Genomic DNA, 12,970 nt, shown 5'->3' on the forward strand with positions numbered 1-12,970 from the left:
AGAACCAGAGTTGCGTATTTGCCATCAATCGCCCTTCGCCGTTGATCTTGCGTCGCAATTTATTGCGACATTTCTTTTCTTCGATTGCGAAATTTCCCAGGTTTTCCCGAATACCACACGGGCACCATGCTCGGTCCATTCTGGGAGCCGTGTGATGAGACTTTTCAAGATCGCGATGCTGGCCGCGAGCCTGTTGCCGCTGTTGCCGCTGTCGTCCTATGCAGCGCTAGGCGGCGCGCCGGGCGTGGCCGCTGCCGCTGCACCCACCGCCGCCGGCAGCCAGCCTGCCAGCGCCACTACCGGCACCGCGCCCTACTCGGTACGCGAGTCCGTGGACGCAAACGGCGTCACCGTCCGCGAATACGTACTGCCTTCCAATGTCGTGTTCGCCGTCTCCTGGTCCGGGCCGGTTCGCCCGGACATGCGCACGCTGCTCGGCAGCTACTTCGGCAATTACGTGGCAGCCGGGCAATCCGGCGTGCACGGCTCCGGGCCGCTGGTCGAAGGCAACGGCGAGTTCCGCATCGAGTCCACGGGCCGCCTCGGCAACTTCTCGGGCATGGCGTGGCTGCCGCGTCTCGTGCCCGCCGGCGTGCGTCCCGGCGACCTCGACTAAACCGGCGCTCAGCGCGAAGAGAACACCTATGAACACATTGAAGAAGACGCTTTCGCTCGTGGCCGCCGTTGCGGTCTTCGCACTGTCCGCGTGCGGCGGCGGCGGAAACGGCAATCAAGGCAGCAATTCGGCCAACTGGAACGCCACGCCGGACTGGACGCCGCACGGCTCGGGCACGTCGGACAATGCGTCGCTGCCCAACACCGGCGACAACACGGTGCAAATCACCGTGGACAATTCGCCTGGCAGCGTCAACGTGCTGAAGGCGTCCATCAAGGTGTGCGTGCCGGGTACACAGGCCGCGCCGCAATGCGTGACCGTGGACAACATGCTGGTCGACACCGGCTCCACCGGCGTGCGTATCGCTGCGCGCGCCATTCCCACGCTGGCGCCGTTGCTGCTGACGCAAGTCGGCGCGGTCGACGACACGACCGGCGCCGCACCCATCGCCGAATGCATGCCGTTCGCGGCGGGCTACACATGGGGCTCGGTCAAGCGCGCGGACATCATGATCGGCAACAAGACCGCGAGCAACCTTCCCATCCAGGTTTACTCCGACGGCACCTATCCGACGCCGGACGACTGCTCGAACTACGGTGCCGACATGGGCGGCAGCGGCTTTGCGGGCGTGAACGGCATTCTCGGCATCGACAATTTCGCCACCGATTCTGCCGACGCCGTGACCACCGCGATTCCCGGCAACTACTACTATTGCCCGTCGCAGAACTCGTGCGTCAGCACCCGCATGCTGGCGAGCAAGGAGGTGAAGAATCCGGTCGTCGCGTTCGCCACGGACAACAACGGCGCAATCATCCGCCTGCCCGCCGTGCCGGCCGGCGGCCTGGCGAGCGTGACCGGGCAACTGGTGTTCGGCATCGGCACGCAGCAGAACAACGTAATGCCGTCCGGTCTGAATGTTCTTGCCGTCGACAAATACGGCAATTTCACGACGCAGTACAAAGGCCAGGTCTACACGCATAGCGCAATCGACAGCGGCACGAACGCGTACGCCTTTCCGGACGACACGATTCCCGCCACGCCGGACAACTGGTACACGCCTGCCACGCCGCTCAGTCTGAGCGCCATCATGGAGTCCACCAACGGCGCGGGCACGCCGGTCAACATGCCGTTTTCGGTCGGCAACGCGCTTGCCTTGCGCTTAGCGGGCAGCTATGCGCTCAACAATGCCGGTTCGTATTTCGCGAATCGCAAGAACAGCATGTTCCTGTGGGGTCTGCCGTTTTTCTATGGACGGGATGTCTACACGGCCATCGGCAACGTGAAGATCGGCAATCAGAGCGGACCGTTCGTCGCATTCTAGGCATCTGCCTCGACACGGAGGCGCGCTTGTCCCCGCGCCTCCTTCGTCCATTTCCGCCAACACATTCAGCCTTGTCCGCACATTCCGGTACGGCTGCGCTGGCAACATGCTCCGACCTTTTTTGCTGGAGCATTCCAATGACATTTCTAAAGGCCGCGTCCGCCGCCGCGCTCATGTTGCCGCTGGCTTCTTATGCGGCATTGGGCGGCGCGCCAGGCGTCGGTGCGCCGTCGCAAACGTCGCTGCGCTCGGCGGCGGCAGTGACCACGCCAAACGGTTCGGCATCCTACAGACTGCATGAAACACGCGACGTAAGCGGCGTCGCGATTCGTGAATACACGCTTCCCAACAACGTCGTGTTTGCCGTCGCTTGGCAGGGGCCGGTGCGCCCCGATATGAACGCGCTACTCGGCAACTATTTTCATCGCGCGGCGACGGCGGGTGCGGACAAGCCGCGTGGCACCGGTCCGTTCATTGAGCGCAGCGACGACTTTCAGATCGAGTCGATGGGCCGGCCAGGCAACTTCTTCGGCAAGGCCATCCTGCCGCGGCTTCTGCCTGCGAATGTCCGCGCGCAAGACATCCGGTAACGGCACACGTCGAATCACGAACAACAAAAATGAATACTTTCAGCAAGACAATCTGCTTCGCTTTGCTCACGGCTAGCGTCGGGCTGGCCGGCTGCGGCGGTAGCAGCGGCGGCGACGACGGGAACGGTGCGAACGCCGCCACGCAGAACAACAGTAAAACGGATTCTTCGGCTCCGGCTTCCGGGGCTTCGGCTGGCTCGAGCCCGACGCCCGCTTCGGATGCGAGTCCTGCATCGGCTCCGGCGGCGGCTCCGGCTCCTGCACCGGCCCCTACTCCAGCGCCGACACCGACACCCACACCGACGCCGACTCCAGCGCCGACTCCAGCGCCGACTCCGGCTCCAACCCCGAGGCCGACTCCGGCTCCGACTCCGACTCCGACTCCGACTCCGGCTCCGGCTCCGGCTCCAGCTCCAGCTCCAGCCCCGGCTCCTGCCCCGGCTCCAACACCGGCCCAAAACACAGCCCCCATCACAATAGAACGATGGACAGGCGGCTACGCCAACACGCCCTACGTCACCGTCAAGATCTGCATTCCGGGCGTGCAGGGCACGAACCAGTGCGCGACCATCGACCACATGCTGCTCGACACCGGCTCCGCAGGCGTGCGTGTGCTGGCCAGTGCGCTCGGCTCCGCGCTGGCAGGCAGCCTGCCGGCGCAGACAGGCGCCACCGACGACCCCACGCATAACGCGCCCATCTCCCAATGCGCGATCTTCGCGTCGGGCTACACGTGGGGTTCGGTCAAGCGGGCGGACGTGACCATCGGCACCAAGCTGGCCGGCAACTTGCCGGTGCAGGTCATCAGCGACGGCGCGAATCCCACGCCAACGGATTGTGCGTCGCGCGGCATCGCCGACATCGGCAACGTGACGCAGCTAGGCGCAAACGGTGTGATCGGCATTGGCTCAGCGGTGCGCGACTTTCCGCTCGCCGCGCAGTTCGTGCTGCCGGCAACCTACTACTACTGTTCGTCATCGAGGCCGTGTACCAACACGCGCGTGCCGCTCGATACGCAAGTCATGAATCCCGTAGCGGACTTCACGACCGACAACAACGGCACCGTCATCCGTTTACCCTCGCTGCAGCCGGGCGGTCAGGCAAGCGCGACGGGCGAGCTCGTGTTCGGCATTGGAACGCAGCAGAACAACACGCTGCCTTCTACCGCCAACATCATCGCGCTCGACGGCAACGGCTTTTTCACGACCACGTACAAGGGCGGCACGTTTGGCAATAGCGCTATCGACAGCGGCTCGAACACCACCATTTTCGGCGACACGGCCATTCCGTTCGATGCCTGGGGTCGCTATACACCCGCAACTACGCTGAGCCTTTCGGCGCTCCTCAAGTCGACGAGCGGCGCGGGTACCGCAGCAACCGTGCCTTTCCAGGTGGCCAATACCGCGAACCTCCTCTCGGGTACCTATGCTGCCTTCGACAACGTCGCGTCGTACACGTCGGTCTCGGGGTACTTCATCTGGGGCTTGCCGTTCTTCTTCGGCCGTAGCGTGTACACCGCGCTGAACGGCTCACAAGCGGGAGCGCAAAGCGGGCCGTTCATTGCCTTCTGATATAGACGCGAGCAACGCTTCATAAAACGAGGCCGGCGTGATGCGACGCCGGCCGCGCACTACGGCGCTCATGCCTCGGCGCTCATGCCTCGGCGCTCACACTCATCGCTCACACCTCCGCTCAAACCTGAGCGTCGAAACCTCAGCGCCCAAACCTCAGCGCCCACACTCATCGATCCACCTCAACGCTCATATCTCAACGCTCACACGTCCGCGCTCACACCTCAGCACTCACACCCCCACCGTCCTCTTCGACGCTTCCGCCGCACCGCGGTCCGCATTGCGCAGCCCTCCCCGGCCATGCACAACGCCGCTGCGCGCGTGCACCGACAACGCCCGCTCCTGCGCTCTCACGCCTCCTCGCGGCGCGCGCCGCACCTGAACGAGGCGCATGCCTTCGCCGTGCACCAGCTTCGTACGCCACCGCGCATAGGCCCGCGCGCGCCCAGCCGCGCCACAGCGCAAGTCAGCGCGAATGCGCGCAGCTCATCAACATGGCATATGCCTTGCAGTACACAAGCGGCAAGTCATGCGGGGCAAGCCCTGCGGCTGAGGTCGACGCCCATAAACATTCATCATCAATGGCAAGGGGATATACATGAAACGTCGCAGTCTGTTGAAGTTCGGCTCCATGTCCGGCGCGCTCGCGCTCGCAGGTCGCGCGCCGTTTGCGCGTGCGCAGTCCGCGAGCGGTCCCATCAAGGTCGGCATTCTGCATTCGCTGTCGGGCACGATGGCCATCTCCGAGACATCGCTGAAAGACACCGCCCTCATGACCATCGCGGACATCAACAAGAACGGCGGGGTGATGGGCCGTCAGATTCAGCCGGTCGTGGTCGACCCGGCGTCAAACTGGCCGCTCTTCGCCGAAAAGGCGCGTCAATTGATCACGCAGGAAAAGTGCGCCGTGGTGTTCGGCTGCTGGACCTCTGTGTCGCGCAAGTCGGTGCTGCCGGTGTTCGAGGAACTCAACGGCCTGCTCTTCTACCCGGTGCAGTACGAGGGCGAAGAGATGTCGCGCAACGTGTTCTATACCGGGGCGGCGCCGAACCAGCAGGCAATCCCCGCCACCGAATACCTGATGAGCGCGGAAGGCGGCGGCGCGAAGCGCTTCTTCCTGCTCGGCACCGACTACGTGTATCCGCGCACGACCAACAAGATCCTGCGCGCGTTCCTGAAGTCGAAGGGCGTGCAGGAAGCCGACATCCAGGAGGTCTACACGCCGTTTGGTCACAGCGACTACCAGACCATCGTCGCCAATATCAAGACGTTCTCCCAAGGCGGCAAGACGGCTGTGATCTCGACGGTCAACGGCGACTCGAACGTGCCCTTCTATAAAGAGCTCGGCAACCAGGGGCTGAAGGCGTCGGACGTGCCGGTGGTGGCCTTCTCGGTCGGCGAGGAAGAACTGCGCGGCATCGACACCAAGCCGCTCGTCGGCAACCTCGCGGCATGGAACTACTTCATGTCGGTGCGCAATCCGGCCAATGAGAAGTTCAAGAAACAGTGGGCCGCATGGGTCAAGGACAACAATCTGCCGGGCGGCACGAAGCGCGTGACCAACGACCCGATGGAAGCGACCTTCGTCGGCATTCACATGTGGAAGCAGGCGGTCGAAAAGGCCAAGAGCACGGACGTCGACAAGGTCCGCGTGGCGATGATCGGCCAGCAATTCGCGGCGCCTTCGGGCTTCACGCTGCAGATGGACGGCAACCACCATCTGCACAAGCCGGTGATGATCGGCGAAGTTCGCGCGGACGGTCAGTTCAACGTGGTCTGGCGCACCAAGACCGCAATTCGTGCGCAACCGTGGAGCCCGTACATTGCCGGCAATGCGGGCAAGCCGGATGTCGTGAGTTCGATTCCCGCGTTCCTCAAGCGCTCGCGCTCGCGAATCGCGTGACATTGCGAAGCTGCTTGATGTCGCGTGACGTTGGGTGACGACATGGCGCGCGGCGGCGGCTCGCTTTGGCGCCGCGGCCGCCATGCCGCTGCCAGGCGCTTTTACGCACCGCCATGCGCCTTAAGGCGCTGCCTCGATGCGATCTGGCGAGTTGGCGGCTCGGCGGCTCGGCGGCTCGGCGGCTCGGCGGCTCGGCGGCTCGGCGGCTAAACGGCTAAGCGGCCAAGCAGCTACGCAACCCCGCAACGCGACAAGCCGGCTCGTCACGACAGAACCCTGCGCGCACCAGCATGCAATCAGCCGGCACGCGCGGCCCGTTGCGCGACGCGCCGTCAGTCATTCTTCAAAGGCCATCATGGCGTTTTCACTTCTCACTTCTGCTCGGCGAATCGCGCAACGCAGCGCAAGCGGCGCGGCGCTTGTGCTGCTAGCGTTCGGCGCGCTTGCACCGCATAGCGCATTTGCCTTGAGCGCGGCCGATGTCGCGCCGCTCGCCGCCGACGACTTCGACGCGAAGTCCGCCGCGATCGACAAGCTCATCGCCCGTCATGACAAGGAGTCGCTGACGGTGCTCAAGGCACTGTCCGAAGATGGCGTGCTCGCCACCGACTCGGGCACCGTTCTACTGCAGGACGGCGACACCACGCGCGACGCCGTCACCGGCAAGACGGTCGAAGCCGGCGACGCGCAACCGGTCACACTGAACAATCTGCTGCGCGCGAAAGTTGCGGGCGCGCTCTCGGGCCTGCAACTCGACTCGCCGGACAAGACGACGCGCGCCGAAGCCATCGACGCGCTGCTGAAAAATCCCGACGCGTCGATCAAACCGCTCATCGATGCGGCCCGCGCGAAGGAAACCGACCCCGCGCTGAAAAAGCGCCTCGACACGCTGTGGGCAATGACCGCATTGCATGATGCCGACGCCGCGAAGCGACTCGAGGCCGTGCAGCTCGTCGCCGCACGGCACGACCTCGAAATGAACGAGCTGCTGCGCCCGCTCGTCGCGAAGAAAGCGGACGGCAGCTTTGCCGAAGGCGACGAGCGCGTGCGCGCCGCGGCGCAAAGCGGCCTCGACGAACTCGATGCCATCCGCCGTCGCAGCGAAATCGCCGGCACGCTGTTCGCCGGTCTGTCGCTTGGCAGCGTGCTGCTGCTCGCGGCGCTCGGCCTTGCCATCACCTATGGCCTGATCGGCGTCATCAACATGGCGCACGGCGAGTTCCTGATGATCGGCGCGTACGCCACTTATGTCGTGCAAAACCTCTTTCAGCGCATGGCGCCGGGCGCCGTGGACTGGTACCCGCTCGTCGCCGTGCCCGCGTCGTTCGCGGCGGCCGCGCTGGTGGGCATCGTGATCGAGCGGCTGGTGCTCAAGCATCTGTATGGCCGCCCGCTCGAAACGCTGCTCACCACGTTCGGCATCAGCCTGATCCTGATTCAGGCAACGCGCATGCTGTTCGGCGCGCAGAACGTGCAGGTGGTCAACCCTTCGTGGATGAGCGGCGGCGTGACCGTGCTGCCGGGCCTGATTCTCCCGTACAACCGGCTTGCGATCCTCGCGTTCGCGCTGATCGTGGTCGGCATTGCGTGGGCCGTGCTGACAAAAACGCGCCTTGGTCTCTTCGTGCGCGCTGTCACGCAGAACCGGCGCATGGCGGCGTGCGTCGGCGTGAAAACCGCGCGGGTCGACTCGTACGCGTTTGCTTTCGGCGCGGGCATCGCGGGTCTCGGCGGCTGCGCGCTCTCGCAGATCGGCAACGTCGGCCCCGACCTCGGGCAAAGCTACATCATCGATTCGTTCATGGCCGTCGTGCTGGGCGGCGTCGGACAACTGGCGGGCACGGTGATCGGCGGCTTTGGCCTCGGGCTCGTCAGCAAGGCGATCGAACCGTTCTGGGGCGCGGTGCTCGCGAAAATCGCGGTGCTCGTGCTGATCGTGTTGTTCATCCAGAAGCGTCCGCAGGGCATGTTCGCCCTCAAGGGCCGTAGCGCGGAGGCATGACATGACGTCTGCAACTTCTCCCTCGTCGGCCCAGGGCCGTCTCGGCGCACACGCCGGCGCGACTGGCGGCCGCGACGCGCCGGCCGGTTTCGCACTCGGCCTGCCGCCGCGTCCCGCACTTCTGTCGCGGCGCGCGTGGCTCGCGCTGATCGTATTGATCGCCGTGGTCGCGCTCGGCGTGCCGTTCGCGACGCTCGTGGTGCCGGAAACGAGTCCGCTGCATCTATCGGCTTACGCGACGACGGTAGCCGGCAAGTTCATGTGCTACGCGATTGCCGCGCTCGCGCTCGATCTTGTGTGGGGTTACTGCGGCATTCTGAGCCTCGGCCATGCGCTCTTCTTCGCGCTAGGCGGCTACGCGATCGGCATGTACCTGATGCGTGCCATCGGCCACGACGGCAAGTACGGCAGCGACCTGCCCGACTTCATGGTGTTTCTCGACTGGCACCAACTGCCCTGGTACTGGCAAGGCACGCAGCATCTCGGCTATGCGCTCCTGCTCGTGGTGCTGGTGCCGGCCGTGGTCGCGTGGGTGTTCGGCTTTTTCACGTTCCGCTCGCGCGTGAAAGGCGTGTATCTGTCGATCATCACGCAGGCCATGACGTTTGCCGCCATGCTGCTGTTCTATCGCAACGAGACCGGCTTTGGCGGCAATAACGGCTTTACGGACTTCAAGCGCATCGGCGGCTTTCCGATCACGCATGCGGGCACGCGCACCGCGCTGCTGCTCATTACGTTCGCGGTGCTGATCGCCGCGTTCATCGGCGCGCGGGCAATCGTCACGTCGAAGCTCGGCCGCGTCGTCACCGCCGTGCGCGACGGCGAGACGCGCCTGATGTTCCTCGGCTACAGCCCGCTCGCCTACAAGCTTTTCGTGTGGACGGTGTCCGCGGTGCTGTGCGGCATTGCCGGCGCGTTGTATGTGCCGCAGGTGGGCATCATCAATCCGGGCGAAATGTCGCCTGGCAACTCAATCGAAATGGCGATCTGGGTGGCCGTTGGCGGCCGCGGCACGCTGATCGGGCCGATTGTCGGGGCCTTCGCGGTCAACGGCGCGAAGAGCTTTTTCACCGCGAACTTTCCCGAATACTGGCTGTTCTTCCTCGGTCTGATTTTCGTGCTGGTTCCGCTTTTCCTGCCGAACGGCATCATGGGAATCGTGGATCTCGCCAAGCGCAAGAGGAACCGCTCATGAACGAAAACCCGATGGTTCCCGACCTCGACCTGCCCGAGCAACCTTCGCAACATGCGCTGAGCGGCGTCGCCAGCATGGGGCACGCGGTCGTGCCGGGGCAGATCGACGTGTCGCACGGCACGATCCTCTATCTCGAAGACGTGACCGTGAGCTTCGACGGCTTTCGCGCGTTGAACGCACTGACGCTTTCCATCGACGCCGGCGAACTGCGTTGCATCATCGGCCCGAACGGCGCGGGCAAGACGACGATGATGGACGTGATTACCGGCAAGACCGAGCCCGATTCGGGCAAGGTGTTTCTCGGCCAGTCAATCGACCTGACGCGAATGAACGAGCCGTCCATTGCGCGCGCCGGCATTGGACGCAAGTTCCAGAAGCCGACCGTTTTCGAGCAGCATCCCGTGTGGGAAAACCTCGAACTCGCGATGAAGACCGACAAGGGATGGCTCGCCTCGTTGCGGGCGCGGCTCGACCGCGCGGCGCAAGCGCGCATTGAAGAGACGCTCGTGCTGATCGGTCTGGAAAGCGAAGCGCGCCGTCTTGCAGGCGAGCTTTCGCATGGACAGAAACAGCGGCTCGAGATCGGCATGTTGCTGATGCAACAGCCCGCGCTGCTGCTGCTCGACGAACCCGCGGCCGGCATGACCGACGACGAGACCATGCAACTGGCCGACCTGCTCAATCACCTGCGCGGCACCTGCTCGATGATGGTGGTCGAACACGACATGGAATTCGTGGCGGCGCTGTCCGGTGAGAGCGGCAAGGTCACGGTGATGGCCGAAGGACGCGTGCTCGCGCACGGCACGCTCGACGAGGTGAAGCGCGACGAGACCGTGATCGAATCGTATCTCGGCCGCTGAGCGGGCGGGCGAACCGAAGGTCTAAGAGGTCGAGAGGATCGAAACAACATGCTGGAAGTCGAAAACCTGAACCAGTACTACGGCGGCAGCCACATTCTTCGCGATGTGAAGCTCACGGTGCCGGAGGGCAAGCTGACGGTTCTGCTCGGCCGCAACGGCGTGGGCAAGACCACGCTGCTGCGTTGCCTGATGGGCGTCGTGCAGACGAAAAGCGGCTCCATAGCGTGGCGCGGCGCACCGATCACGAAGCTGCCCACCTATTCGCGGGTCGAAAAAGGACTCGCCTACGTGCCGCAGGGGCGCGATATTTTTCCGCGCCTCACTGTCGAAGAAAATCTGCTGGTGGGCGCGGCCAGCAAGAAAGCGCCGAAAAAGATTCCCGAGCGGATCTACGAGTTGTTTCCCGTGCTCAAGGACATGCGCGGGCGCCGCGGCGGCGATCTGTCGGGCGGTCAGCAACAACAGCTTGCGATCGGCCGCGCGTTGATGAGCGATCCGCAACTGCTGATTCTGGACGAGCCCACCGAAGGCATACAGCCGTCCATCATCCAGGACATTGGCCGCACGCTGCGCCAACTCGTCGAGGAAATGGGCATGACCGTGCTGCTCGTCGAGCAGTATTACGACTTCGCGAAGGACATTGCCGACCGCTACTGGGTGATGAGCCGCGGCGAGATTGTCGCGGGCGGCGAAGGCGTCAACATGGACGCCGACGGCGTGCGCGCGCTGATCGCCGTGTGAGGCGTTCGTTTTGCATGGCGTGCTATGCTCGGCGCGTCCTGGGCCGAGACCGCATGGGTAGGCATGGTATCGGCCTGCACGCGCCTCTGCTTGTACTTCTACTCACACGTCGATTGCACGTTCGTTCGCATGTCGCTTCACGAAAATCACGTCACGCTGGCCAATGCGCAAGGGCAACTGCAAGAGCAAGCGCATGCGCAATGGCGCGCGCGGCTCGAACTCGGCTTTGTCAAGCAAGGCGAGCGGACCACGCTCGCTCATCGGCTTCACGATGGGCCGTTGCGCGTGCAGCGGCCGCTCTATCCCGAAGGCGAATCCATCTGTCACACGGTGATCGTGCATCCGCCAGGCGGCATTGCCGGTGGCGATGAGCTTTCCATTCACGTCGACGTCGGCGCCGGTGCCCACGCGGTCATCACGACGCCTGGCGCGACCAAGTGGTACAAGTCCAATGGCCGCGCGGCGCGGCAGCAGATCGCCGTGCGCGTCGGCGCACAGGCGAAGCTCGACTGGCTGCCGCAGAACAACATCGTGTTCGATCGGGCGAACGCGGCACTGGATTTTTCGCTGACGCTCGCCGAAGGCGCCACTGCAATCGGCTGGGATGCGACCCAGCTTGGCCGTCAAGCGGCCGGCGAGCGCTGGTCGGAGGGCCGCTTGCAGACGGTCTCGCGTATCGCGCGCACGAGTGGCGAACTGCTGTGGCTGGAGCGCGCGCATCTTGCGGCGGACGATCCGCTGCGCGATGCCGCGCAAGGGCTCGGCGGATTTCCCGCATATGGGACGCTGTGGGCCGTCGGGCCCGCCTGCAACGACGCGCTAGCCGAAGCGCTGAGCGCGCAACTGCCCTTCGACAATTCATTGCGCGCGGCCGCCTCCTGTGTGACCGACGGCGCGCTGCTCGTGCGCGCGGTGTCCAGGTCGATGGAGACGTTGCAGCGCGCGTTGACGCAATGCTGGTTGCAGTTGCGCCCCGTTGTGCATGAGGTCGAAGCCGTGCCGCTGCGGATCTGGACCACGTAGGTCGACAACCCGCTTTCACCGCGTAAGACACGCACGCACCAAGCCGGCGCGAAGCCGGGCCCACTCGTGGTGCACGCTCGCGCAGTTCTTGCTGCGAGCGCCCGCCGCACCACGATGGCACACACCTTGCATCCTCAGCCGCGACGCTGCCGCGATGCTGCCGCCTATTCCGGCACAGCCGCCCGCCACCGCTACCACCACCATCACAATCACGCACGCCTACTACAAATGAACCGACCCACGCTTCGCTCCACGCGCCGCACGTTGCTGGCCTCTCTGCTCGTCTCGTCCATTCTCGCGATCACCGCTCATGCAGCACACGCAGACACGCTCGACAACATCGTCAAGGCCGGCGTGCTGAAGGTCGCGGTGCCGGAAGACTATCCGCCGTTCGGCTCGGTCGGCCCCGACATGAAGCCGCAGGGCTACGACATCGACACCGCCGCGCTGCTCGCCAAGTCGATGAACGTGAAGCTGGAACTGGTGCCCGTGAATAGCGCGAACCGCATTCCGTATCTGCAAACCAACAAGGTGGATCTCGTGATCTCCTCGCTCGGCAAGACGCCGGATCGCGAGAAAGTCATCGACTTTTCGACCGCTTACGCACCGTACTACCAGGGCGTGTTCGGTCCCGCCGACATCAAGGTGAGCGGCCCCGCCGACCTCACCGGCAAGACGGTGGGCGCGACGCGCGGCGCGCTCGAGGAAATCGGCCTCTCGCAAATGGCGCCCAACGCCACGATCAAGCGCTTCGAAGACAACAACGCAACCATCGCCGCATTCCTTTCGGGCCAGGTTCAACTGATCGCCGCGGGCAACATCGTCGCCGCCGCGATTCTCGCGAAGAATCCGCCGCGCCGGCCGGAGCCCAAGTTCGTCATCAAGAATTCGCCGTGCTTCGTCGGCATGAACAAGAATGAACCGCGCCTGCAGCAGAAGGTCAACGCCGCGATCGCACAGGCGCGGCAGGACGGCACGCTGAACACGATGTCGAAGAAGTGGTTCGGCGCGCCGTTGCCTGCGGATCTGTAAGCGCACCGTTAGCCGGGCTTGATAGCGTCACTGTCTGTCCGGTATTGCACGGGTCGCATCGGCGATCTGCAACGCCTATCATTGTCGCGACCTGTTCCGTTGGAGCAGGCGCCACC

11 protein-coding genes are annotated in these 12,970 nt (G+C 64.4%); all 11 read left to right on the forward strand.

Translation table 11 applies throughout. The features are described 5' to 3' along the window. Positions 1–154 precede the first annotated feature (154 nt). The 11 genes from JNB89_RS15830 (at position 155) to JNB89_RS15880 (ending at position 12,854) form a co-directional block, all read left to right on the forward strand. A complete protein-coding gene (locus JNB89_RS15830) occupies positions 155–616 on the forward strand; it encodes a DUF2844 domain-containing protein (RefSeq protein WP_220362862.1) in 462 nt (153 codons plus the stop codon). 28 nt (positions 617–644) lie between these two features. Then, positions 645–1,937 carry a DUF3443 domain-containing protein gene (locus JNB89_RS15835; RefSeq protein ID WP_220362863.1) on the forward strand — a complete coding sequence of 431 codons (1,293 nt, stop codon included), beginning with the start codon at positions 645–647 and terminating at the stop codon, positions 1,935–1,937. A 137-nt stretch (positions 1,938–2,074) separates the two neighbouring features. Further along, complete coding sequence (locus JNB89_RS15840; protein ID WP_220362864.1) at positions 2,075–2,527, forward strand: DUF2844 domain-containing protein; 453 nt, start codon at positions 2,075–2,077, stop codon at positions 2,525–2,527. A gap of 29 nt (positions 2,528–2,556) precedes the next feature. Then, positions 2,557–4,098, forward strand: coding sequence for a DUF3443 domain-containing protein (locus JNB89_RS15845; RefSeq protein WP_220362865.1), 1,542 nt, complete (start codon positions 2,557–2,559; stop codon positions 4,096–4,098). A 598-nt stretch (positions 4,099–4,696) separates the two neighbouring features. Beyond that, positions 4,697–6,001 (forward strand): urea ABC transporter substrate-binding protein, encoded by a 1,305-nt coding sequence (urtA, locus tag JNB89_RS15850; protein WP_013338428.1) that lies wholly within the window; start codon positions 4,697–4,699, stop codon positions 5,999–6,001. 355 nt (positions 6,002–6,356) lie between these two features. Continuing rightward, positions 6,357–8,003 (forward strand): urea ABC transporter permease subunit UrtB, encoded by a 1,647-nt coding sequence (urtB, locus tag JNB89_RS15855; protein ID WP_220362866.1) that lies wholly within the window; start codon positions 6,357–6,359, stop codon positions 8,001–8,003. 1 nt (position 8,004) lies between these two features. Next, the gene (gene urtC, locus JNB89_RS15860; protein WP_220362867.1) at positions 8,005–9,198 is read left to right on the forward strand and encodes an urea ABC transporter permease subunit UrtC; all 1,194 of its coding nucleotides are present in this window, start codon (positions 8,005–8,007) and stop codon (positions 9,196–9,198) included. After that, positions 9,195–10,058 (forward strand): urea ABC transporter ATP-binding protein UrtD, encoded by an 864-nt coding sequence (gene urtD, locus JNB89_RS15865; protein WP_135893178.1) that lies wholly within the window; start codon positions 9,195–9,197, stop codon positions 10,056–10,058. The genes urtC and urtD overlap by 4 nt, the downstream gene beginning before the upstream one ends. 48 nt (positions 10,059–10,106) lie before the next feature. Next, positions 10,107–10,799, forward strand: coding sequence for an urea ABC transporter ATP-binding subunit UrtE (urtE, locus tag JNB89_RS15870; RefSeq protein WP_135893177.1), 693 nt, complete (start codon positions 10,107–10,109; stop codon positions 10,797–10,799). A gap of 129 nt (positions 10,800–10,928) precedes the next feature. Continuing rightward, positions 10,929–11,822 carry an urease accessory protein UreD gene (locus tag JNB89_RS15875; protein ID WP_220362868.1) on the forward strand — a complete coding sequence of 298 codons (894 nt, stop codon included), beginning with the start codon at positions 10,929–10,931 and terminating at the stop codon, positions 11,820–11,822. Between the two features lie 228 nt (positions 11,823–12,050). After that, positions 12,051–12,854, forward strand: a complete 804-nt coding sequence (locus JNB89_RS15880; protein ID WP_220362869.1) for a transporter substrate-binding domain-containing protein — start codon at positions 12,051–12,053, stop codon at positions 12,852–12,854. Positions 12,855–12,970: the final 116 nt, after the last annotated feature.

Origin of the sequence: Paraburkholderia phenoliruptrix, assembly GCF_019511605.1 — a bacterium.
In the GTDB taxonomy this organism is placed as follows: domain Bacteria; phylum Pseudomonadota; class Gammaproteobacteria; order Burkholderiales; family Burkholderiaceae; genus Paraburkholderia; species Paraburkholderia phenoliruptrix_A.

Bases quoted from the DNA above. Each gene is read 5' to 3' on its own strand.
- JNB89_RS15830 (WP_220362862.1), top strand. From the start codon at position 155: ATGAGACTTTTCAAGATCGCGATGCTGGCCGCGAGCCTGTTGCCGCTG.
- JNB89_RS15835 (WP_220362863.1), top strand. From the start codon at position 645: ATGAACACATTGAAGAAGACGCTTTCGCTCGTGGCCGCCGTTGCGGTC.
- JNB89_RS15840 (WP_220362864.1), top strand. From the start codon at position 2,075: ATGACATTTCTAAAGGCCGCGTCCGCCGCCGCGCTCATGTTGCCGCTG.
- JNB89_RS15845 (WP_220362865.1), top strand. From the start codon at position 2,557: ATGAATACTTTCAGCAAGACAATCTGCTTCGCTTTGCTCACGGCTAGC.
- urtA (WP_013338428.1), top strand. From the start codon at position 4,697: ATGAAACGTCGCAGTCTGTTGAAGTTCGGCTCCATGTCCGGCGCGCTC.
- urtB (WP_220362866.1), top strand. From the start codon at position 6,357: ATGGCGTTTTCACTTCTCACTTCTGCTCGGCGAATCGCGCAACGCAGC.
- urtC (WP_220362867.1), top strand. From the start codon at position 8,005: ATGACGTCTGCAACTTCTCCCTCGTCGGCCCAGGGCCGTCTCGGCGCA.
- urtD (WP_135893178.1), top strand. From the start codon at position 9,195: ATGAACGAAAACCCGATGGTTCCCGACCTCGACCTGCCCGAGCAACCT.
- urtE (WP_135893177.1), top strand. From the start codon at position 10,107: ATGCTGGAAGTCGAAAACCTGAACCAGTACTACGGCGGCAGCCACATT.
- JNB89_RS15875 (WP_220362868.1), top strand. From the start codon at position 10,929: ATGTCGCTTCACGAAAATCACGTCACGCTGGCCAATGCGCAAGGGCAA.
- JNB89_RS15880 (WP_220362869.1), top strand. From the start codon at position 12,051: ATGAACCGACCCACGCTTCGCTCCACGCGCCGCACGTTGCTGGCCTCT.